Below are 23,559 nucleotides of genomic sequence, written 5' to 3' on the forward strand. Positions count from 1 at the left end.
TGTGAAAGAGGTAGCTACTAATTATGGAGATATTAAGCGGTGAATAAGCAAGTGGAAATGTTCGATATTGTGGTTATAGGTGCAGGACCCGCAGGTGCGGTATCGTCAGCCTTGTTGAACAAAAAAGGTTACCGTGTTCTGGTTATAGAAAAACAACACTTTCCGCGTTTCTCTATTGGTGAAAGCTTATTACCCCAGTGTATGACCTATTTAGAGCAGGCTGGCATGTTAGATGCCGTGGAAAAAGCCACTTTTCAATATAAAAATGGCGCGGCGTTTTGTCGCGGAAATGAATACGAATATTTTGATTTTCGCGAAAAATTTACCCCAGGATGGGGAACGACTTTTCAGGTGCAACGTGATTGTTTTGATAAAATATTGGCTGATGAATCTGCTAAACAAGGAGTTGATTTTCGATTCGGACATGCCTTAACAGCATGCGAGATGAACGATCAGCAGCGTTTACTGACCGTCGAAACTGAATCTGGCGCAACCTATCAAGTTCAAGCCAAATTTGTTCTTGATGCAAGTGGCTTTGGTCGAGTATTACCAAAACTATTGAACTTAGAAAAGCCATCGACTTTGGGTACTCGCAAATCGATTTTTACTCACATTAAAGACAACATTACATTACCCCACTACGATCGCAATAAAATCCTCATAACCGTACATCCCCAATATTCTGAAGTATGGTTTTGGTTGATTCCATTTAGTAATGGTAGAGCATCTGTAGGTGTTGTTGCGCCACCAGAGGTGTTAGAAAATATGCAAGGCTCGCCAGGTGAGTGTTTACAACAGTTAATTTCGCAGGCGGGAATGTTGGCAGATTTTCTTGCCAATGCTGAATACGATTCTGAAGTGCGAACATTAGGCAGTTACTCTTGTGATGTAACAAGTTTATATGGAGAAAACTATGCTCTTTTGGGCAATGCTGGCGAATTTTTAGATCCTATTTTTTCTTCTGGGGTAACTATCGCACTGACATCAGCGAGTTTAGCGGCAGAAACAGTGCATAAACAACTTAGTGGATTACAACCGGATTGGGAAACAGAATATTCCCAGAAACTAAAAGTGGGTGTGAAAACCTTTAAAGAATTTGTTGAAGGCTGGTACGATCAACGTTTTCAGAAAGTGGTTTTCTCAAAACAAAAAAGTGACAATATTACGCGTATGATTAGTTCTATTTTAGCGGGATACGCATGGGATTCTGAAAATCCCTATGTGCAAAATCCAAGACGTTTGACTACTTTGGCGCAAATATGTCAAAACGATTGATAATAGCGGCTTGCGTATGCTTTTTTCTTAGTGCATGTCGCTCGCTAAGCGGTATCCATTTGCAATCGTTTCCGCTGTTATTGCTTCCACCAAATGTGGGGCCAGAACCGGCGTTATACAATCAACGTTTAGAGTTGTGCGCCAACGAGCACTGTAATCAGTTGCTGGTGGTTCTAAAAATTGATAAAAGCAACATAAAGTTGCGTGGACTATTACCCACAGGGCAATCCGTATACGCCATTTCTTATGATGGTAAGAACGTTACCCAGCAAAGCATGGCAGAAAATGCACTGCCTGCTGAAGATATTTTGACTATGCTACAATTTGCGCTTTGGCCGGAAAAAGTGATTCGCACATTCTATCAATCAAGTGCCGGCTGGGATCTGCAAATTGATAACAAATATCGTCGCTTAGCATTTAAAGACAGAGCTAAACTGCATGTTGATTATCTGGAAAATGGAAAGCTGGTGTTAGAAAACTTTGCTCACAATTACAAAGTTGAAATTGAAACCTTGGAGTATAAAAGGTTGTGATACAGGAAAACTGTTACCTAAACGCATTGGGCATCATATGCGCTGCTGGAAATAATGGGCAGCAGGTAAAATCGAATATCCAAGCGGGTAAAATTAATTTGCTTAAGTCGAGCGACTATCACGCTGGCCCAGCACTGCCACTTGGACTGGTTGATTGTGAATTACCACCAATCCCGTTAGCGGATAAAAAGTGGCAAAGTCGTAATAATCAATGTGCTTTAGCTGCGCTTGAGCAAATCCGTCCTGCCGTTGAAGAAGCTATCAACCAATTCGGCTCTCATCGAATCGCCATCATCATCGGAACCAGTACTTCCGGTATTGCTGAAAGTGAAAAGGCAATTGAACAGTGGGTAAGCACTGACACCGTTCCCGATAGTTACCATTATGGATTACAAGAAATGGGTGCGCCGGCGCAGTTTATTGCCGAAGTATTTGGCACCACTGGGCCAACTTATGGGATATCAACGGCTTGCTCTTCAGGAGCCAAAGCAATAGCGACCGCACAACGGTTATTATCTGCGGGACTATGTGATGCAGTGATTGCTGGTGGAGTCGATACTATGTGCAAGCTAACTGTCCAGGGTTTTAGCTCTTTACAGGCAGTTAGCAATGAAGTGTGTAATCCATTTAGTCTTAACCGAAAAGGCATTAATATCGGCGAAGGTGCCGCTTTATTTTTGATTTCAGGTAATAAAAGTGGTGTAGAACTGCTTGGTGCGGGAGAAAGTAGTGATGCTCATCATATTTCTGCACCTGAGCCAAATGGCGCTGGAGCAATAAAGTGCATGCAAGCGGCATTAGATGATGCACAAATAGCTGCCAACCAAATCGATTATATAAACCTACACGGCACAGCCACTGAATTGAACGACCAAATGGAATCAACAGCTGTGCAACACATATTTGGTACAAACACCTTATGTAGCTCAACTAAGCCTTTCACAGGGCATACTCTTGGTGCTGCTGGGGCGATTGAAGCCGGTATATGCTGGTTGATGCTTGCAGACAAACAGCAAAGGTTTGTTCCACCACACTTATGGGATGAAGAAGTTGATCCGCAACTTGCGTCGATAAAATTGGTGAGTAAATCGTCTATCGAAACGAACTCGATCAATTATGCATTGAGTAATTCTTTTGCGTTTGGTGGCAACAATATTTCATTGTTGTTGGGTAGAATGTCATGAGTGAAGAATTTAATTTATCTGAGTTTGTCCCACATTCAGGTAAAATGTGCTTATTGGATGAAATTGTAGATTTCGGTGATGGTTGGCTTAAGGCGAAAGTTCACATCAAGCCTGACTCGATGTTTGTTGAAAAACAAGGTGTCTCGGCAATTATCGGAATCGAGTATTTAGCTCAAGCAGTCGCAGCATATGCTGGAAGTAAAGAACGTAAATCAGGCTTAAAACCTAAACTCGGATTTTTGCTTGGGTGTCGAAAGTATCAATCGACAACAGATTATTTTCCAATGGGAAGTATTTTGAATATAGAAGTTAAGTTGGAAATGGAAGCGGATAACGGCTTAAACGTGTTCAATGCGCATTTAACCGGCGAGGGCGTTCAAGCATCGGCAAAGCTCAATGTTTTTCAACCAGCTGATGCAGAAGCGTTTTTAAAAGGAGTAAAACAATGACGGATACGGTATTAGTAACCGGCTCAAGTCGCGGAATTGGAAAGTCCATTGCGTTAAAGTTAGCTAGCCAAGGTTTTGATATAGTGGTGCATTGTCGCGACAACAGAAGATTAGCTGAAGCAGTAGTTGAGCAAATAGTTGAAATGGGCCGTAATGCACGAATTGTCAGTTTCGACATTGCCAACCGACAACAAGCACAACAAGTATTAGAGCAAGACGTTGAAGAGCATGGTGCTTATTATGGCGTTGTATGCAATGCCGCTATCGCCCGTGATAACGCGTTTCCTGCTATTCCGGGTGAAGAGTGGGATTTGGTTGTCCATACTAATTTAGATGGCTTTTACAATGTGTTGCATCCGGTGATTATGCCAATGATACGCCGCCGTAAACCTGGCCGGATTGTTACCTTATCATCGGTTTCTGGGGAAATGGGCAATCGTGGTCAAGTAAACTATAGTGCTTCAAAAGCAGGCATTATTGGTGCAACTAAAGCATTGGCTGTTGAACTAGCAAAACGAAAAATCACCGTCAACTGTGTTGCACCAGGAGTAATTGATACAGAAATGACGGAAGGGTTGCATATGGAAGAAGCAATGAAAATGATTCCAATGCAACGTATGGGAAAAGTAGAAGAAGTGGCTGCCGCAGTAGGGTTCTTAATGTCTGAAGATGCGGGATATGTCACACGACAGGTAATCTCTGTCAACGGTGGAATGTATTAATGAATCGAGTAGTAGTAACAGGAATCGCGGGTTTTTCTCCAATAGGAAACGATTGGCAGAGTATTTATAGTCGATTGAAGACAGGCGAAACAGGGATTGTAAAAATGCCTGAGTGGGATAAATATGAAGGATTGAACACGCGCCTTGGCGCAAAAGTTGATTTTTCCGTGCCAGCTCATTATTCCCGCAAAGATTTACGCAGCATGGGCCGTGTTGCTCAACTTGCGGTGGTAAGTGCTGAAAATGCCCTAATTGACGCTAATTTACTCAATGCTGAAATTTTAAAAAGTGGTTTAGCTGGTGTGGCTTTTGGTTCGTCTGCTGGTGATACAGAAGCCATTGCGGATTTCGGCAATATGTTACTGCACAATAATTGTGATGGTTTGAATGCTAACACCTATATCAAAATGATGGCGCATACATCACCGGTAAATATTGGTATTTATTTTGGTCTGAAAGGGCGGGTTTACACGACTTCAAGTGCTTGTACTTCATCGAGTATGGGGATTGGTCAGGGATATGAAGCGATAAAGTTCGGACAGCAAAAAATTATGTTAGCGGGTGGTTGTGAGCATTTATGTGCAACTGAAGCAGCTGTGTTTGATACCTTGTATGCTACAAGTACGGTAAATGACACTCCAAATTTAACGCCAAGACCATTTGATAAAGATAGAGATGGACTCGTTATTGGTGAGGGTGCTTGTACTTTAGTGCTTGAAGAGCTCGAGCATGCAGAGCAGCGCGGAGCGAAAATATATGCTGAATTAGTTGGCTTTGGAACAAATTCTGATGGGCGACATATTACTCAGCCTAATGCGCAAACTATGGAACAGGTGATTCGTCTTTCTCTCGAAGACGCTGGTATTTCAGCTCAACAAGTTGGCTATGTAAGCGCACATGGCACCGCCACTGATCGGGGAGACATTGCTGAAACGCAGGCTACGACTGCGGTTTTCGGCAAGAACATGCCAATTAGCTCACTGAAGAGTTTTACCGGCCACACTTTGGGAGCATGTGGTGCGATTGAAGCATGGGTGGCGATCGAAATGATGCGTAATAATTGGTTTCATCCGACCGCAAACTTGGATAATGTAGATGAAAATTGCGGTGAATTGGATTACATCATGCAGCAAGGTCGGGAAATTAACACCGATTATATAATGAGTAACAATTTTGCATTTGGTGGAATCAATACATCACTTATTTTCAAACGTTGGAATAATTGATAGTCATTAAGGCATACTGAACCCACCTGGGATATGCATGCTGAGTAAAGTTTGGATTTATGGGCCTAAAATCTTTTGCGTTTATTTTTATTGGACTAATTGTCGCCGCCGCGGCCACTATCTGGTTTAGTCAGGATAGCTATGAGCAGGTTTTTCAAGCTGAATACGTGGGTAGTGAAGCCTGTGGGGATTGCCATCTAATTAATTACGATGCTTGGCTGAAGTCACCACATCACAATATAGCGCATTCACCAAGCGAAGAAACAGTGGTAGGTAATTTCAATAATGGTACTTTTTACCTCAATACAGATCCCAATAAATCAGCACCCGCTGTAAAGTCATTTCGTGAAGGCGACGAGTTTTATCTAGCACTTAAGGATATCGACTCAGAGCAATACATACCGTTTAAAATCGAAAAAGTAATCGGCTACCAATATCGTCAGACATACTTAACTCAGGAAGAGGGCGGGGTATTGCGTCGTTTGCCGGTGCAATGGTCAGTTGCCAGAGGTGAGTTTTTTGCCTATTGGAATGAGCAAGAGCAAAGTCCCGAAACCGTGCATGATTTATGGGAACAAATGAAACCGCTCAATTCGGCTTGGAATTTATATTGCGCACGTTGTCATACCACGAACTTGCAACAAATTAGTAAAGACAGAGCGCATACCAAAGCAAATGTGAAATGGACCGAGGATGGTGTAGGTTGTGAAGTCTGTCATGGCCCCGGTAGTGAACATGTCGATTACATGCAAGATAAACCGGTCAACCGCATGATGTCGTTAGTTAATCTTAAATTATTTTCTGAGCCAGTACCTTACATTATGAACGCCGCAGACCATAGTCAGGGAGTTGCTTTGAGCGTGTGCGCACGTTGCCACGGTGCAGACATATTACGTAAGCGTATGGATGCGTACCGCACATATTATCCCGGCTATGATCATGCTGGAAACCTCAATGACTTATCGGAATATTTCACCGAAGCCGAAAGTGTGCCAGGGCGCACATTTCCTACATTACAGGTGTGGCCTGACGGTCGTCCTAAAGGGTTGGGTACTTTATTTCGAACATTTGCGGATTCGTCTCATTACGAGCAAACTGATATGCGCTGTTATGATTGCCACGATCCGCACAATAATAAACAACCTGCGAAATTCGGTATCTTGCAAGCAACTCAGGTCAGCAATGAATTTTGCATAGATTGCCATCAGCCTATTCAACAAAACCTTGCTCAACATACCCGTCATACTGAAGGTACTCAGGGATCTTATTGTTACGATTGTCACATGCCAAGAAATTTACTCAATCAGGTTTCTGGAATCGACTATTTCGTGCGCAGTCACAACATAGGTACAATTCCCAATCCGCTACTATCCGTTAAACTCGGTTTGGAAAATTCACCTAATGCTTGTAATGAATGTCATGATGATAAAACTGCCCAGTGGGCTGTAGACAAAATGCGAGAATGGGACATGGATGGACATTTGGTGGAAACGGATTTACATCTTAATCGCAATGCTCATTCTGATATCACCCACTGAGCAATGAGCAGGGACAAATGACTATGACCATCGGGCACAACTTTGATGAATCCCAACCGTTCGTATTAATTGTGATGGGCGTTAGCGGTTGCGGTAAAACGACCATTGCTAAGTTACTTAGTGAAAAATTATCGATTGAATTCGTTGAAGCCGATGATTTTCACAGTCAACAATCTAAAGATCATATGGCAAAGGGTCTACCGTTAACTGATGAAATGCGTGAGCCTTGGATAAAAGCGCTTGTTAGCTATTTAAGTCAAGATAACAAAACCAGTAAAGTGTTGGCTTATTCTGGGTTGAGAAAAAAACATAGAGCACGTTTCCGGCGTTTAGGTATGCCCTGCATATTTATACATTTAGTGGTAGACCAAGAAGAGTTGCAACAACGAATAAATCAACGCGAAAATCATTTTATGCCCAGCAGCTTGCTGGCCAGTCAGTTTGCTGCTTTAGATAGTACGTCTACTGAGACTGATGTAATCGAAATTGATGCGGCCAAATTACCGCAAAATATCATAGCTGAAATTTATACAGCGCTTGATCTACGGCCACGTTGATACATAAACACCCAGCCGCCAAATACACCCGCTAAAGATTGCGCCGCAATTCCTAAATTAGACCTCGCTCCCGCAATCAACGTGATATCCATAACTGGTTGCATTGCAGCAAGCATGGTAAACATAGCCGCAGCGCCTGCTATCGGATAGAGCCACACTTTAGGTTGAGTAAAAACTTTATTTAAGAAAAACACGCATAAAAACGCGATAAGCAGAGCAATTGAGATAAGCGTACCGTAGGATGGGAGAAGACCAAGGATATCCTTGCCACTAGCACTTAATCGGGTTTGCCAGTCAATGACGACATCAAGTTCAATCAATCCATGTAGGACAAATTGAGTATGTAATAGGCTTGCTAAGATAAAACAGCTCACTGCGGCAGCAAGGAAGTCGAATATGAGTTTTAAGGTGTTATTCATAGCGTTTTCTTCAAATGCTCATCAAATTTTAGTCTGCCATTAACTGGCAATAAATAAAATCATTTTAAACAAACCCTTCTACTCTTTATTGGTAATGTTCTTTAATTGAAGTTCAGGTTATATTAGTTTTAATAATATGGCGAAACCACAAGAACAATCTGTAAAGATTCTTTTATTCTAGGAGTGGTGTGTGGCTTTAAAAACTTTTCCCAAAATAATACTTTGTTTACTACTCGTTTCTAACTGGGCAAATGGCAAAGATAAAGAAAGCTCACTTCAATACGATGTTAAAGAAGTGGTAACAGGGCTGAACTTTCCTTGGTCATTGGCTTTTATTTCAGATAATCAGTTTTTGGTCACAGAAAGAACCGGCAAATTACGTCATGTGGTTAACTTCACGCTAAGTAAACCCATAACTGGATTGCCAGAAGATATTTATGTAAATGGCCAAGGCGGATTACAAGACGTTGTATTACATCCTAATTATGCGCAAAACGGCTGGATATATTTGTCCTATTCAGCGGGCACAGATGAACGAAACACACTTAAAGTTATGCGAGCCAAATTGGAAAATAATCATTTGGTCGACAGTGAGGTTATATTTACAGTGGAACCTTATCGTAGCACGCCTGTACATTACGGTGCACGATTGGCGTTTATGGATGACAATTCGTTATTAATTTCCTCCGGAGATGGATTTGATTATCGAGAAGATGCGCAACGCAAAAACAATCAAATGGGAAAAATACTGCGGGTGTTAGACACGGGTGAAACACCAACAGACAACCCGTATATTGGCGAGACAGAAAAGAATCTTTCTGCTGCGGTCTATTCCATTGGTCACAGAAATCCGCAAGGCCTCGTTTATGATCTCAACCGTGATCTGGTTTTCTCCAACGAGCATGGTCCTGCAGGTGGCGATGAAATAAATATAATCAAACGTGGGGACAACTATGGCTGGCCTATCGTTACTAACGGCAAAGACTATTCTGGCGCAATCATCACTCCTTTTAAAAAATATCAAGGAATGCGCCAACCGCTAGTCGATTGGACTCCTTCCATAGCCCCATCGAGTTTAGCCATGTATAATGGTGTTATGTTTCCGCAAATGCGCGGAGACTTGTTAGTTAGCACATTAAAATCGAAAGAAATTCTTTGGATTCAAATGCAAGGAAATAAAGTTGTAGATCAACAATCATTTTTATCTGAATTAGGCTATCGATTTAGAGATATAAAAGTACATCCTGATGGTTCACTGTATGTCTTGGTCGACAACGAACAAGGTAAAATTTTGCGGGTGACTTCCAAAAGTGGTTGAGTAATTCAAATCTTAACTAAAACGTAAATAGTTTTTATAGACGTATATTGATTTTATGTATGCTGGTTATAATCAAACAATCGTCTTGAAAAATTCATATTTTTGACGAATGCCTTTATACTATCGGCAACCTATCTCTGTATTCTAAATTTAAAAGGACCAAATAGTGTTAGAAGCTTATCGTAAACACGTAGAAGAACGTGCCGCTGAAGGTATCCCTGCTAAACCATTAAATGCAGAACAAGTTGCAGGTTTAGTAGAGTTACTAAAAAATCCTCCTGCCGGCGAAGAAGAGTTTTTACTAGAGTTACTTTCTGAACGAGTTCCTCCAGGCGTAGATGAAGCCGCATATGTTAAAGCTGGCTTTTTAGCGGCTATTATTAATGATGAAACCACATCACCATTGATTTCAAAAGATGCAGCAATTCAATTGCTTGGTAACATGCACGGCGGTTATAACATAGTTACTTTGGTTGAAGCGTTAGATAACGACGCATTGGCTGAATTAGCGGCTGAAGAATTAAAGCACACGTTGTTGATGTTTGATGCATTTCATGACGTCGAAGAAAAAGCAAAAGCAGGCAATAAGTTCGCCAAAGACGTAATTCAATCTTGGGCTGATGCAGAGTGGTTTACCTCGCGTCCTGATTTAGAAGAAAAAATTACTTACAGTGTATTTAAAGTTACCGGTGAAACGAACACCGATGATTTATCTCCAGCACCAGATGCTTGGTCACGACCTGACATCCCTCTGCATGCTCGCGCTGCTTATAAAATGACGCGTGATGGACTAACACCTGAAAAACACGGTGAAATTGGTCCAATGGCACAAATCGACGAAATTAAAGCTAAAGGCTACCCAGTTGCTTTCGTTGGTGACGTAGTGGGAACAGGTTCTTCACGTAAGTCTGCAACCAACTCTGTACTTTGGTTCTTCGGTGAAGATTTACCGGGTGTACCGAATAAGCGCGGTGGTGGTGTATGTATTGGTGGTAAAGTCGCACCTATCTTCTTCAATACGATGGAAGACGCTGGCGCACTTGTATTTGAAGCTGACGTAGACAACATGGAAATGGGCGATGTTATTGATATCTACCCGTTGGAAGGCAAGATTGTCAATCATACAACTGGTGAAACAGTCGCAGAATACAAATATAAATCAAGTGTATTGTTAGATGAAGTACGTGCTGGTGGCCGTATTAACCTAATCATTGGTCGTGGATTAACTGAAAAAGCGAGAGAGTCTCTAGGCTTAGGTCCTTCTGATTTATTCCGTAAACCAGATCAACCAGCGGATACCGGAAAAGGTTATACGCTTGCTCAAAAAATGGTTGGTAAAGCATGCGGTGTTGACGGTGTAAGACCTGGTACTTACTGTGAGCCAAAAATGACTACAGTAGGCTCTCAGGATACGACCGGACCTATGACACGTGACGAGTTGAAAGATCTGGCTTGTTTAGGTTTCTCGGCAGACTTAACGATGCAGTCGTTCTGTCATACAGCGGCATATCCAAAACCAGTTGATATTGACACACAACACACATTGCCTGATTTTATCATGAACCGTGGTGGTGTTTCTTTACGTCCTGGTGACGGTATCATTCACTCTTGGTTAAACCGCATGTTATTGCCAGATACAGTGGGCACTGGTGGTGATTCTCATACGCGTTTCCCATTAGGTATTTCATTCCCAGCAGGTTCTGGTTTGGTTGCATTCGCAGCTGCAACAGGGGTTATGCCGCTGGATATGCCTGAATCTGTATTGGTGCGCTTTAAAGGTAAAATGCAGCCGGGTATTACATTACGTGATCTTGTGCATGCTATCCCGCTTTACGGCATCAAAAACGGTCTGCTTACAGTTGCTAAGAAAGGTAAGATTAATGCCTTCTCAGGTCGTGTTTTAGAAATTGAAGGTTTAGATGATCTGACAGTTGAGCAAGCGTTTGAATTATCAGATGCTTCAGCGGAACGTTCTGCGGCAGGTTGTACTATCAAGCTGTCTAAAGAGTCTATTGCAGAATACTTAAACTCAAACATTACCATGCTTCGTTGGATGATTAACGAAGGGTATGGCGATCCTCGTACCCTTGAGCGTCGTGCACGTAAAATGGAAGAGTGGCTAGCGAATCCAGAGTTGATGGAAGCTGACGCTGATGCAGAATATGCAGAAGTGCTAGAAATCGATCTAAACGAAATCAAAGAGCCAATTCTGTGTTGTCCTAACGATCCAGATGATGCAAAAACCTTGTCTGATGTTGCTGGCGATAAAGTAGACGAAGTATTTATTGGTTCATGTATGACCAATATCGGACACTTCCGCGCAGCAGGTAAACTGCTAGAGCAATATAACGGTACTTTACCTACTCGGTTGTGGATTTCACCACCTACTAAGATGGATAAAGCCGTATTAATGGAAGAAGGCTATTACAACATCTATGGTCGTGCGGGTGTACGCACTGAAATGCCTGGGTGTTCGTTATGTATGGGTAACCAAGCACGCGTATTAGCAGGTGCGACAGTATTGTCTACATCGACTCGTAACTTCCCGAACCGTTTGGGTGATGGTGCTAACGTATATCTATGTTCGGCTGAGCTTGCTGCGGTTGGCTCGATCGTTGGAAAAATTCCAACTACCGAAGAATATATGAATTATGCAAGCAAAATTGAATCTATGAGCGGTGATGTATTCCGTTACTTGAACTTCGATCGTATGGACGAATTCAAGAAAGCAGAAGAAGCTGCGAAAGAGAAAATTATTCCTGCATTGAATATCGCGTAACTAACTAAACGCTTATTAAAAACCGAACGTCATCTTTGATACGTTCGGTTTTTTTATGCCAGCGTAAAAAGTTTCTGGAAAGTTCGTCAGTGGTGACTGAATTCAACGCTTCGCTACTAGTTTGGGGAACTATTTTTTATCGTTGGGCTCGTAAAGAATGAAAAAATACAAAACCTATTTGGAATCGATAATGAAATCTATTAGCGTGATTTTAATTTTGCTAGGTATCACAGGGTGCACCTCTAGTGCGACCAAAGAGTTTTTAGGACAGGCAGCCGGTAATGCAGCCAATACGCAAGTTGGTTATAATAAACAACAATGTTTTACGGTAAAAAGCCAATGTGTTCAGGGGCATTATGAAACTTGGCAAACAAGTGATGGGGTTGAAGGATGCTCATGCAAAAAATTATGATTCAAAATCGCTTAAAAGCAGTGTTTGTTTTGGTATTTTCACTGTTTTCTTTTTACTCCTTTGCCGTGGAGTTCGATCGGGCTGCAGTGAGTGTTGATAATATCAAGCTTGATGTTGAATATGCTCATACCTTTGAGCAACGTGCAACAGGCTTGATGTATCGCGAATCGCTATGTGCAAATTGCGGCATGTTGTTTAAATACACAAAGCCACGCAAGGCGAGCATGTGGATGAAAAATACCTATATTCCACTTGATGTTGCCTTCATCGATAAACAAGGAAAAATTACTGATATTCGTGCCATGCAACCCCATGACCTCACCTCTATAGGTTCTTCTACCGATGTACTTTATGCATTGGAAATGAATTTAGGTTGGTTTGCCAAACATAACATTAAAGTCGGCCAATCTGTCGAGATTCAAATACCGTAAATTCAAACTTAAAACAACATCCCCTTAATTAAAGAGGTGTCGTGAATTTATATTCAGTAAAAGTAAATAAATATCCAGTATAAAAAGGCATAGTAAATAAAAAACTAATCGAACAGATTTGCTATTTTTTGCTTTTAAATAACTCTATATCTGTTAATTTACTGCGATTATTTATTTAGAGGAGCAAGTGTGACTATTCCTGACCTTAATATTGCCAAATTTGGTGGTACAAGCGTGGCCAATTACGCTGCAATGACAAACTGTGCCAAAATCATAGCTGCAAACCCTGCAACCCGTGTGGTTGTGGTAAGTGCGTCAGCTGGCGTAACCAATCACCTTGTCAGTTTGGCCAATACCGTGCTTTCTCATTCACAAATCAGTGAAACTCTCGAACAAATTAAACATATACAATTTGCGATTGTAAATGAGCTTGCTACGCCTGAAAACATCACTGAAAAGTTGACTTCTTTATTTGAAGCAATGGAAACATTAGCGTTCCACGAAGAGCTTGTGCATCGTGACGACCTTAAAGATAGCTTGTTATCTTTCGGCGAGCGTATGTCTTCATTATTATTCACTGAAGTATTAAAAGAGCAGGGTGTGAATGCTGAAAACTTTGATGCTCGCAACGTGTTAAGAACTGACTCTGTATTCGGTGAAGCGGCACCTCAAATCGAAGAGATTAAAAAGTTATCATCTAAAGTGTTGCTGCCTGAGTTAACGCAACGGGTGTTTGTTACGCAAGGATTCATCGGCTCTGATGAACAAGGCAGAACAACAACTTTAGGCCGTGGTGGAAGTGACTTTACCGCCGCGCTTTTAGCTGAAGCATTAGATGCTGTTAGCTGCGAAATATGGACCGATGTAGTGGGGGTTTTTACCACAGATCCAAGAATTACAGATGCTGCCAGACCGTTACCAGAGTTGAGTTTTGACGAAGCTGCTGAAATGGCAAACTTTGGAGCGAAAGTACTGCATCCGGCAACAATGGAACCAGCCCTTCGTAAAGATATCAAAGTGTTTGTAGGTTCTAGTCGTGAACCTGAAAAGGGGGGAACCTGGATTGTTCGTGATTGTAAAAATGAACCTGCATATCGCGCTATCACTCGTCGTAAACAACAAGTTATGGTAACCGTTAAAACGCCTAAGATGATGCTTGCGCAAGGTTTTTTGCAACAAGTATTTACCATTATCGCCAAGCACAACTTAAGCGTTGATTTGGTCACGACGTCAGAAATCGCGGTTTCCTTTACCTTGGATAATCCTGCTAATTCAGTTGCAGAAAGATTAAATCGTGAAACACTTAATGAGTTAAGAGACTTTTGTGAAGTTGTGGTAGAAAGTGATTACGACTTAGTAACTGTAGTGGGCAACAATATGCACAGTGCTGCTGGCGTATCAGCAAAAATATTCTCGTCTGTTGGTAATTATAATCTACGTATGATTTGCTATGGAGCTAACCCGCATAACATGTCATTTTTAGTGCATCAGGACGATAGTACTGAAATCGTTAAAGAGCTTCATCGGACCTTATTTGAGTAATGTTGAAGTGGCCTAATTGGTCTTCGAATAATAAAAAACGCTGCACATGTGCAGCGTTTTTTTATGCGAGCTAATTAGCAGAATTTAACTGCTTAGGATTAAACTCTAAATTGCTGTATCGAAGCTTGTAATTCTTCGGCCAGTCGTGCAACTTCTTCACTGGAGTCAGCAGTTTGCTGTGCGCCTGTCGACGTTTCTTCGGCAATACCTACAATGTTCTCTAGCTTCTCACTGATTTCTTGTGATACCACATTTTGTTCTCTTGCAGACTGCTCAATTTGACTACTAACGTCGTGTGCTCTGTGTACCGCTTCAGTAATCAAGTCCAAAGCCTGTGTTGCTTTTTCAGTTTGTTCAACACACACTGTGGTTTGTTCTTTACCTTGGTTCATTACTGTAACTGCTTTTTCTGCACCCGCCTGAAGTACTTCGATCATCGCATTGATTTCTTGGGTCGATTGTTGTGTACGACTTGCAAGTGTGCGAACTTCGTCTGCTACAACGGCAAAGCCTCTACCTTGTTCACCTGCTCGTGCGGCTTCAATCGCAGCATTAAGTGCGAGTAAGTTAGTCTGATCAGCAACGCCGCGGATTACATCTAAAATTCCGCCTATGCTAGCGCTGTCTTGATGCAGTTTGTTAATGACGTTTGCCGCTTCATCAACATCAATCGCCAATTTTTCGATTGTCAGTTTATTATTAAGCGAAATGCCTTTAACTTTTTCAGCTTCTTTGTCTGCATGGCGTATTTGATTTAAGGTATCTTCTGCACTTTGGGTGACCATTTGTGAGGTACTATGCATTTCTGTAGTCGCAGCTGCAACTTGTGCTACTTGTGATTTTTGATTTTGAATTGAATGTGTTGTTTGTGCGGTTACTGTCGACGTTTCTTCTGACGCAGCAGCTAATTGCGAAGCACGCGTGCTGATACCAGTAATCAAGGTTTTCAGACTTTCAATTAAGTTATTGACACTGCTAGCCAGTTCTCCAAATTCATCGTCAGATGAATCATCAAGTTTGCGCGTCAAATCACCAGACGAGACGATATGCAGTACTTCATTAACTTTGCGTAACGGTACTGTTATGGCTCGAACACTTGCCCACGCAATCCACGCTGCTAGTACCGCCGAAACTAACACCATCACGACTATTACCGTGGTTCCCATTGCCACTCGGCTAGAAACCTGGTCTTTCATATTGTTGGTTTTGTCTTCAGCAATACTTAACAATGCGTTTAATTCTGCAATGGCTTCTTGTATATTCGCTTCAGAAGCCGTTAACGCTTCAGATGCTTGTATTTGTTTGTTTAAACGGGTTACTTGAGTATTTAATAATCCGTCTGAAGCTGTCACTGAACTGATGACAGAATTCACTAGATTTGTGATCTCTTGTAATGTGCCGCTGTCATCACGATCGCCTGCAAGTGATTGCATTTGCGCTAATTGATCGGAAACTTGGCCTATGACGAGTTCTACTTCATTGCCAATTGTATCTGCACGCACCAAATTTTGGGTTTTAATATAGTCGGCACTTACAGTGAGCAGCGATAATAATGACGTTTCTAATTTACTACCCACTTCTGCTGCTTGTCGTAATTGAGCATTTTCTTGAACACTGTCTAAGTCTGAAAAATCTAGTAATAAAGTAGAGGAGTCATCAGCGTTATCTTCAACATTTCCAACAATTTCATCTAGTTGGGTACCATAGTCTAAATACGCTTTACGGCTCTCAAACATAGCCTCTACATTGGTTGAATATTGCTGGTAAATTCCGTCTACGTTTTGCAAAGCACCGCTAAGTATAGGATCTTTGCTGACTTTACCTTTGATAATCGCCACTTCGCTTTCAAAGTTATCTTTACTGGTCTTTAAATTCTCGAACTGGGTATCAAGTACATCAGATTCAGTTTCATAAAATCCAGCTACAGTAAGACGGCCCATGTTTAAAAAGGAGATCTTGAGTTGATTACTGGCGTTTAATGTGGGAATAGCTAGAGTATTGACTTCTTCGGTCGCAGAATCTATTGAGTTGAAATTTAATAAAGACGAAACACCGATCACTAGAAGTAGCACAGAAATAAGGGCGAACCCGCCGATAACCCTCATGGCGACTGATATTTTCATTTAGATATTCCTCTGATTTCTGAGCTTATTATTAGAATTTTTATATTTTTCATGTCTAGATCAAATCTATTACAATCGAATTACAAGTGTGTCAAATTTTGTCGGATACGTCACGACAATATCTATATATAACGACAATTCTGGTAATTATAACATTTCGCAGTAAATTTTTTGAATGTAGTTAAGTATTCTATGCACATCAAGATAATATAAATTTATACACAGGGTAACTTTTTACAGTGTACCTTACGAACCTAAAACTTTCATATTTCAACGAATTAATTTACTACTGTGATAAATTATCGACATTCAAATTTGATTCTTTAGGAAGGAAATATATTTGCAAAATACTTTGTTTAGCGATTTTTGTTTTGCACGCTATTTCGCTGGTTAGTTTCTAAACAATAAGCCGTTAATGTATTTCCCCAAACATAACCTGTATCAAGGCCAATAAATTGAGCTGAGTGTGTCTTACCTAATAAGGTTGCCCAATGTCCAAAAATGACCCGCTGACTTTTTTTGAGTTTTACATTGTTGATGCTAAACCACGGTTGCAAGGACGTGTTATATTTGTTCGGAGCAGATTTTGTTTCGAATTCTAAAACTCGTTGGTTTTTAAGGTAACGCATACGCGTGAAAGCATTGATGATAAATCGTAAGCGCGACATTCCTTCCAATTCACGGTTCCAACTTGTGGGTTCACTGCCATACATTGAAGCTAACAACATAGTGTAGTTTGGACCACGTAAAACTTCAGACACCTCGTCACTGAGCTTGACTGCTTTTTTAAATGACCATTGAGGATATAAGCCTGCATGACTTAATAATGTATGTTTATTGATGCGCACTGCAAGCGGTTTCGTGCGCAACCAAGTTGCCAATTCCATTGCATTATCTGAGCGTAAAAGAGGACCGAGAAAGTCACTTTTTTTAGCTTCTTTGATGTGTCCCAAAATGGCTAGAAAATGTAAATCGTGATTGCCTAAAACGGTTTCAAATGCATCCCCAAGGGAATGCAAAAATGTCAGTGTATCAAGGGAATCAGGGCCTCTGGCTACAAGATCGCCGACGGCCCAAAGTTTGTCATGAGAAGGATCAAATTTTATCTTATCAAGTAGCTGTCTAAGTCCAGAGTAACAACCTTGAATGTCGCCAACTACGTAGTTTGCCATATAATTGGAAATTAACCTCTTCGCTTTTTAGTTGAGTACTTTAGAAACTGCCAGTCTGAATACATCGATAGGTACTTTGAACAGATCATTATCAGCACCTTTGAACTCATAATGTCCTTGCATGGTGCCAACCGGAGTATCTAGAATCGCGCCACTGGTGTATTGATAATACTTCCCTGGTTCAATTAAAGGTTGCTCACCAACGACTCCTTTACCTGACACTTCAGAATTATCGCCATTACCATCCGTTATTAACCAGTAGCGGTTGAGTAAGGTTACATCTTGCTCACTGTTGTTCATGATGGTGATTTTATACGCAAATGCATATTTTTCCTCATTTTCAGGAAATCTGTCTTCGAGATATTGGGTTTGTACCTTAATGCAAATATCGTTGATATCGATCATTTTAAGACTCTTGTTGAGAGAGGAAATTAGCAATTGTGGCATAATCTGCCAGACTTAAATTTTCAGCCCTTAACTCAGGGTTTATGCCTAAATCTTCAAGCTGTTTTTCTTCAATTAGTTTCTTTAAACTATTTCGGATTGTTTTTCTACGTTGATTAAAAGCTTGTGCACATGCTTGGTTGAGCATTTTCTCATCTTTAACTTCAACTGGTTTTTGTTCGTGAGGCAGTAAACGAACAACAGCTGAATCGACTTTAGGCGGAGGGTTGAAAGCCCCTGGAGGGACATGCAAAACAGGCACGACCTGACAATGATATTGCGCCATCACTGATAAACGCCCGTAGTTTTTTTCACCGGCTTTGGCAGCTAAACGATTGACCACTTCTTTTTGCAGCATAAAATGCATATCTTTTACTTTGTTAGCAAAAGAAAATAGATGAAACATCAATGGTGTGGATATGTTGTAAGGTAAGTTACCAAACACCCGTAATGGGTTTTGTTCATCACAAAGTTGAGAAAAATCATACTTCAATGCATCTGCTTCAATAACATTTAACTTACTTGCGATGAAAGGATGTGACTTTAAGCGGCTTGCTAAATCACGGTCCAACTCCACCACATTGAGTTTACTCACCTGCGCACACACAGGCTCGGTTAAAGCGGCAAGACCTGGACCGATCTCTACTAAATTCTCACCCTCTTGAGGGTTAATCGCAGAAACGATTTGGTCAATGATATAGGCATCGTGCAAGAAGTTCTGCCCGAAACGTTTTCGGGCGGTGTGACCTAAGTGTTGTTTACTCATATGCTTTTCACAGCCAATTTTAAGGCGTCGTTTATGGCTCTTTCGAAGCTCCCGGAGTTAGCCTTTCCTGTGCCTGCAAGATCCAATGCTGTTCCATGGTCTACTGAGGTCCGTATAAAAGGTAAACCTAACGTGGTATTGACTGCGTTGCCAAACCCTTTGTATTTCAACACAGGCAACCCTTGATCGTGATACATGGCTAGAATAGCATCCGCCTGTTGCATATACTTTTCTTGAAACATGGTATCAGCGGGTAGCGGACCAGTGAGGTTTAAACCTTGATCACGCAATTCATCCAAAGCAGGAATAATAATATCCAGCTCTTCTCGCCCTAAGTGCCCATCTTCTCCAGCATGAGGGTTAAGCCCACATACGAATATATGTGGGTTGGGAATACCGAATTTAAGTTTCATATCGGTATGCACTATGTGTAAAACCTTGTGCAATCTTTCACGGGTTATGGCTTTGGCGACATAGGCTAAAGGAATATGGGTCGTTGCTAGAACAACTCTTAGTCCTTCAGTTGACAACATCATGACGACATCTTGGGTGTTTGATTGGCTAGCAAAATATTCAGTATGGCCACTGAAGGAAATTCCAGCCTTATTGATAATACCTTTATTGACTGGGCCAGTAACCACCGCATCAAATTCTTGGTTCATGTTTTTAGCACAGGCTTGGTGTAATGTTTCAACTACATATTGGCCATTTTTTGCATCCAAAACGCCCGGTTCAACTTTGTTCTTAATAGGAATATCTACAATGTAAAGTTGTCCGGGTTCCAACAATGTCTTTATTTCTGGGTTGTAATCTACCAAAGCCAATGGGGTATTTAGCAATGCAGCGCGTTCTAACAGCATGTTGCGGTCAGCAAAAACCACAAGTTGTGCATTCCATTTTTTCTGAGCCAATTCGATAATTAGATCTGGCCCAATTCCGGCTGGCTCGCCCGGCGTGATCGCAATTTTAAAAGGCAAATTAACTTCCTACAGTGTCAGTGGGCGAATCTAAAACTTCTATATAAGCTGCGTCACGCATTTCTCTCAACCAAGCATCTGTTTCTTCAGCAAATTTTCGGTTAAATATGAGTTGATATGCTTTGTCTTCTTTGCGTTTATCCGTTGCATCATCAACACGTTTGCCGATCATTTTAACTAAGTGCCAGCCATGTGATGAGCGAAAGGGTTGACCAATTTCGTCAGTTTCTAATTGCGCTAACGCTTCTTTAAACGCTGGCACATATATGCCTGGATCATTCCAACCAAGCTCACCACCTTTTATAGCCGAACCTGGATCAGCAGAATGCTCCTTCGCTAGCTCTTCAAAGGTCGCTTCACCAGCAATAATTTGCTTACGAAATTCTTCGAGTTTTTGCTTTGCTTTATCTTCACTTAAGATAACTGATGGTTTAATCAAAATATGTCTAGCATTCACTTCTTCGACTTTGACCACTTCGATGCCACGTAGATCTTTTACTTTCAATATGTGAAAGCCTGCACCACTTCGAATAGGCCCAACTAATGCGTCTTTCTCTTTGTCTTGTATCGCTTCTGCGAACAACGTTGGCATAGAGTTTATATTCATCCAACCTAAATCGCCGCCTTCTAGGGCTTTAGAGCCAGATGATGAAGCAATCGCGATACGCGTAAAATCAGAGCCGTTATTTAGCAGTTCTAATACCTTATCAGCAGTTGATTTGGCCTTTTCAATATCTTCGTCTGAAGGTTGAGGTGGGAACCCGATAAGAATGTGGCCGAGATTGTACTCTGCTTGTTCGGCACCTTGCTCATCAATTAATTTAACCAGGTTCTCTATTTCTTGTGGCGTAATATAAACTCTTCTACGTACGTTGGCTCTTCTAACTTCTTGGGTAATCAGCTCTTTACGAATATCTTCGCGATAGACTTCAAATGGAACGCCATCATTAGCGATTACCTGTCTGAATTGTTCAATTGGGATATTATTGTTCGCCGCAATGCCGGCTATAGTCTGATCGAGTTGCGGATCGCTGATTTGAATCCCCATCTTTTGTGCCATTTGCGTTTGCAAATTATCAGTAACTAATTTTTCGATTGCTTGGGTGCGCAATGCGCGATCCGATGGCAAATCTTGGTTATTTGCTTTTGCATTGCGTTTCACTTGATCTACCAATGCAGTGATTTCACTTTCTAAAATGACACCTTGGTCAACAATCACAGCGACCTTGTTTAAAGATACCTGTTGCGCCACACTTTGAAAGGTAATCAGTGCGGATAATGCTATAGCGACGACTAATAATTTCATGTTTATTACTTTTACTCAAAACGTTGTGAAAATGTCTTTTGTTAGACATTATATCTGTTATTAATTAATCAGGTAAGCTTGGCGGTAGCCAAAAAGACCATCTTCGAGCATATCTCGGCGATTTGTACGAGCTTCACCACCAGTAAATTTAAAGCTAAATTTCAAGTTAATACTGGATTCAAATTCTTGCGTATCCTGCATCCCGCTATCATCAAATCGGTTACTTAAATTCCGTTGACCTATTAGGCTAATCGCCCAACAGCAAGACTCATACTGAATACCTGTATAAGTTTCGATGGTTCTTTGCGAGTTTAGATCTTTATACCATCTTCCTACCCAATGCCAATTCTTTGCCAATGGCCAACTGGCAGTCAAACCAAACTGGTCGATTTTTTCGCCAGATAAATTGCGTACAAATCTATGATTTATTTGGAAGATTTTATCTTCACTTAGTTGATATTCCAATGAAATACTGCTGCGTTCTACTTTATCAGTTTTAGTCGCTACTTGTATTTCTGAATGCGCAAACCATTTGCTCCCAATTTGCCAATCTAATTCAGACGCCAACGCTGATTTATTTTCATCTTTGCTGGCTGCAACCACGCGGTTGTCCTTTAGATAGAAAATTTGACCTAAGCTAAGGGCAAATTGTTCCCGACTATTTTCGTCTAAAATGCGAGTCGTTAAACCTACGGTTACTTGATTGTTATCGCTGATTCTATCTAAGCCTGTGAATTCCTGACCACGAAACAAACCATTAAAATCATTTAATAGGCGCGTTGTATCGTACAATCCAATCTGATTTTGATCTTCAAAACTGGTATATAAATATTGTATTTTGGGTTCGAGTGTTTGTTGCAAGTTATTGCCGAACCATTCAGTATCTTTTTCAAAATGTAAGGCACCGTATATGCGTCCTTGACCTAATGAACGGCTAGTGCGATGTTCAAGCTCGGTTCCTTCGATGTTGTCTTGACGATAATAAGTATTAAGTAAAGTGGCCTCTGCTAAGAACTCTCCCCAATGCGCTCGCAATGGCAATGCTAGGCTAGGCGCAATATGAAAGCGAGTTGCCTCGGGTAAGTTTGCTTGCTGATTTTCGAAATAGGCCAATTCTGAATTAATACGAAACTCTAACCCTGCAAATATATCAGTTTGATAATTTAGTTTGAGCTCAGGAAGTGCTCGGTAATTAGTAGGGTGGTCTCCAATAATCTCAAAATCTTTAATACTTAATGAAAAATCAAGATCGTCACTATAATAGTTCAGAGCGACGGTTTGATATAAATGCGTATCTGCTCGGTTATAGTAATCAGAGCCAAAATCTACAATGAAATTGTCATCACTTAAGCCGTTGTAATCGATGTTCAAATTCCACTTGTCACCAACGTTAGTGACGTTCATCAAGCGGTAAAAATATCGACTAGAATTATCATCGATACTTTTATCATTGTTTAAATATTCGATATTAACTTGTCCAGCACTGGTTTGAGTTAAATAGCGAAACTCAGTATTTAACATCAGCCCACTATCTGTCATTAGTCGTGGAGAAATTGTGGCGTCAAAATTTTCGGCAATATTCCAATAAAATGGCTGTTCGTAAGAAAGACCTGTGGTACTTGAAGTGGTAATCTCCGGAAACAATAGGCCGGTTTGGCGCTGATCAGAAACGGGAAATACAAAATAGGGTAAATAGAAAACTGGGATATCCTGAAGATAAAAAACAGTATTTACTGCTTCTCCCCAAAGTGCATCTTCCTCAATCTTGATGCTACTGGCGTTGATTTTCCAGTCTTCATCGCCTTCAGGACAGGTTGTATAACTGACATTGGTTAATTCCAGTCCCACTTGCTGGTCTATATCAATTGCACTGGCAGATCCCCGGCCACCAAATTGGCTTAATCGATACTGGGTATCATTCATGGATAGCTGGCCTGACTCAGTATTCAATCTAACATCACGACTCTGCACCACCATTAAAGCGTCTTTGTAACTGACATCACCCGAGGCATTCAATTCACTTTTATCTTTATCTATGGTTGCGTTATCTGCCAATATTTGCGCACTTTCACTATCAATTGTGATATCACCTTCAAAGGTAGCATAGCGATTTTGCTTGATTTCTGCGCGATTGGCCTTAACTCTTATTTGATCTGTCGAAATTGTTTGGTCTGCGGCAAAATTATCGGTATTAATAGGACAAGTGTACAAAGATTCTGCTTGTGCTGTAACACTCCCGAAGGCACAGATAAAAAGCAACGAAGTGGTTTGGTTAATTTGCATACAGGGTCTAAGTTAAATTGCCATGTAGAGGTCGAATATCGACATTAAAAGTGTGAATTTTAAGTGGTTGAACACGATTTACCAGTAAACTTCCCAAAAAATA

The 23,559-nt window shown here is 41.1% G+C and carries 21 protein-coding genes; 13 read left to right on the forward strand and 8 right to left on the reverse strand.

What is annotated here, in order from left to right; all coding sequences use genetic code 11:
• Positions 1–57: 57 nt before the first annotated feature.
• From GLIP_RS02365 to GLIP_RS02400, 8 genes are read left to right on the forward strand one after another with little or no spacing between them, the layout of a single operon-like run.
• A complete protein-coding gene (locus tag GLIP_RS02365) occupies positions 58–1,275 on the forward strand; it encodes an NAD(P)/FAD-dependent oxidoreductase (RefSeq protein ID WP_052154918.1) in 1,218 nt (405 codons plus the stop codon).
• Complete coding sequence (locus tag GLIP_RS02370) at positions 1,260–1,808, forward strand: DUF3261 domain-containing protein (protein WP_008842957.1); 549 nt, start codon at positions 1,260–1,262, stop codon at positions 1,806–1,808. Before GLIP_RS02365 ends, GLIP_RS02370 begins: the two co-directional genes overlap by 16 nt.
• Entirely contained in the window at positions 1,805–2,992 is a 1,188-nt protein-coding gene (locus tag GLIP_RS02375; protein ID WP_008842958.1) for a beta-ketoacyl-[acyl-carrier-protein] synthase family protein, read from the forward strand. The genes GLIP_RS02370 and GLIP_RS02375 overlap by 4 nt, the downstream gene beginning before the upstream one ends.
• Entirely contained in the window at positions 2,989–3,441 is a 453-nt protein-coding gene (locus tag GLIP_RS02380; protein ID WP_008842959.1) for an ApeP family dehydratase, read from the forward strand. The genes GLIP_RS02375 and GLIP_RS02380 overlap by 4 nt, the downstream gene beginning before the upstream one ends.
• The gene (locus GLIP_RS02385; protein WP_008842960.1) at positions 3,438–4,163 is read left to right on the forward strand and encodes a 3-ketoacyl-ACP reductase FabG2; all 726 of its coding nucleotides are present in this window, start codon (positions 3,438–3,440) and stop codon (positions 4,161–4,163) included. The genes GLIP_RS02380 and GLIP_RS02385 overlap by 4 nt, the downstream gene beginning before the upstream one ends.
• Positions 4,163–5,389 (forward strand): beta-ketoacyl-ACP synthase, encoded by a 1,227-nt coding sequence (locus GLIP_RS02390; RefSeq protein WP_008842961.1) that lies wholly within the window; start codon positions 4,163–4,165, stop codon positions 5,387–5,389. Before GLIP_RS02385 ends, GLIP_RS02390 begins: the two co-directional genes overlap by 1 nt.
• Before the next feature lie 59 nt (positions 5,390–5,448).
• Positions 5,449–6,927, forward strand: coding sequence for a multiheme c-type cytochrome (locus GLIP_RS02395; protein WP_008842962.1), 1,479 nt, complete (start codon positions 5,449–5,451; stop codon positions 6,925–6,927).
• Positions 6,928–6,944: 17 nt separating this feature from the next.
• A complete protein-coding gene (locus GLIP_RS02400; protein WP_083880050.1) occupies positions 6,945–7,484 on the forward strand; it encodes a gluconokinase in 540 nt (179 codons plus the stop codon).
• Here GLIP_RS02400 and GLIP_RS02405 read toward each other — a convergent pair.
• Positions 7,454–7,903 carry a hypothetical protein gene (locus tag GLIP_RS02405; protein ID WP_008842964.1) on the reverse strand — a complete coding sequence of 150 codons (450 nt, stop codon included), beginning with the start codon at positions 7,901–7,903 and terminating at the stop codon, positions 7,454–7,456. The genes GLIP_RS02400 and GLIP_RS02405 overlap by 31 nt on opposite strands.
• Positions 7,904–8,093: 190 nt before the next feature.
• On the opposite strand from GLIP_RS02405, the gene GLIP_RS02410 reads away from it, so the two are divergent.
• From GLIP_RS02410 to lysC, 5 genes are all read left to right on the forward strand, one after another.
• Complete coding sequence (locus GLIP_RS02410; protein ID WP_008842965.1) at positions 8,094–9,221, forward strand: PQQ-dependent sugar dehydrogenase; 1,128 nt, start codon at positions 8,094–8,096, stop codon at positions 9,219–9,221.
• Between the two features lie 166 nt (positions 9,222–9,387).
• On the forward strand, positions 9,388–12,000 hold the full coding sequence (gene acnB / locus GLIP_RS02415; RefSeq protein WP_008842966.1) for a bifunctional aconitate hydratase 2/2-methylisocitrate dehydratase: 2,613 nt from the start codon (positions 9,388–9,390) through the stop codon (positions 11,998–12,000).
• 190 nt (positions 12,001–12,190) lie between these two features.
• Positions 12,191–12,412: a hypothetical protein gene (locus tag GLIP_RS02420; protein WP_040521680.1), complete on the forward strand. Its 222-nt coding sequence runs from the start codon at positions 12,191–12,193 to the stop codon at positions 12,410–12,412.
• On the forward strand, positions 12,397–12,843 hold the full coding sequence (locus GLIP_RS02425) for a DUF192 domain-containing protein (protein WP_008842968.1): 447 nt from the start codon (positions 12,397–12,399) through the stop codon (positions 12,841–12,843). The genes GLIP_RS02420 and GLIP_RS02425 overlap by 16 nt, the downstream gene beginning before the upstream one ends.
• A gap of 189 nt (positions 12,844–13,032) precedes the next feature.
• Positions 13,033–14,385 carry a lysine-sensitive aspartokinase 3 gene (gene lysC / locus GLIP_RS02430; RefSeq protein ID WP_008842969.1) on the forward strand — a complete coding sequence of 451 codons (1,353 nt, stop codon included), beginning with the start codon at positions 13,033–13,035 and terminating at the stop codon, positions 14,383–14,385.
• Positions 14,386–14,483: 98 nt separating this feature from the next.
• Here the strand turns inward: lysC and GLIP_RS02435 are convergent, their stop codons facing one another.
• The 7 genes from GLIP_RS02435 to GLIP_RS02465 form a co-directional block, all read right to left on the reverse strand.
• Entirely contained in the window at positions 14,484–16,508 is a 2,025-nt protein-coding gene (locus GLIP_RS02435; RefSeq protein WP_008842970.1) for a methyl-accepting chemotaxis protein, read from the reverse strand.
• A 356-nt stretch (positions 16,509–16,864) separates the two neighbouring features.
• On the reverse strand, positions 16,865–17,680 hold the full coding sequence (locus GLIP_RS02440; RefSeq protein ID WP_008842971.1) for a symmetrical bis(5'-nucleosyl)-tetraphosphatase: 816 nt from the start codon (positions 17,678–17,680) through the stop codon (positions 16,865–16,867).
• Positions 17,681–17,707: 27 nt separating this feature from the next.
• A complete protein-coding gene (apaG, locus tag GLIP_RS02445; protein ID WP_008842972.1) occupies positions 17,708–18,085 on the reverse strand; it encodes a Co2+/Mg2+ efflux protein ApaG in 378 nt (125 codons plus the stop codon).
• A gap of 1 nt (position 18,086) precedes the next feature.
• A complete protein-coding gene (rsmA, locus tag GLIP_RS02450) occupies positions 18,087–18,890 on the reverse strand; it encodes a 16S rRNA (adenine(1518)-N(6)/adenine(1519)-N(6))-dimethyltransferase RsmA (protein WP_008842973.1) in 804 nt (267 codons plus the stop codon).
• Entirely contained in the window at positions 18,887–19,867 is a 981-nt protein-coding gene (pdxA, locus tag GLIP_RS02455; protein WP_008842974.1) for a 4-hydroxythreonine-4-phosphate dehydrogenase PdxA, read from the reverse strand. The genes rsmA and pdxA overlap by 4 nt, the downstream gene beginning before the upstream one ends.
• A gap of 1 nt (position 19,868) precedes the next feature.
• Positions 19,869–21,173 carry a peptidylprolyl isomerase SurA gene (surA, locus tag GLIP_RS02460; protein ID WP_008842975.1) on the reverse strand — a complete coding sequence of 435 codons (1,305 nt, stop codon included), beginning with the start codon at positions 21,171–21,173 and terminating at the stop codon, positions 19,869–19,871.
• A 60-nt stretch (positions 21,174–21,233) separates the two neighbouring features.
• Entirely contained in the window at positions 21,234–23,456 is a 2,223-nt protein-coding gene (locus tag GLIP_RS02465; RefSeq protein WP_008842976.1) for an LPS-assembly protein LptD, read from the reverse strand.
• Positions 23,457–23,559 lie beyond the last annotated feature (103 nt).

The sequence above is a fragment of the Aliiglaciecola lipolytica E3 genome (genome assembly GCF_000314975.1).
GTDB classification, from domain to species: Bacteria; Pseudomonadota; Gammaproteobacteria; order Enterobacterales; family Alteromonadaceae; genus Aliiglaciecola; species Aliiglaciecola lipolytica.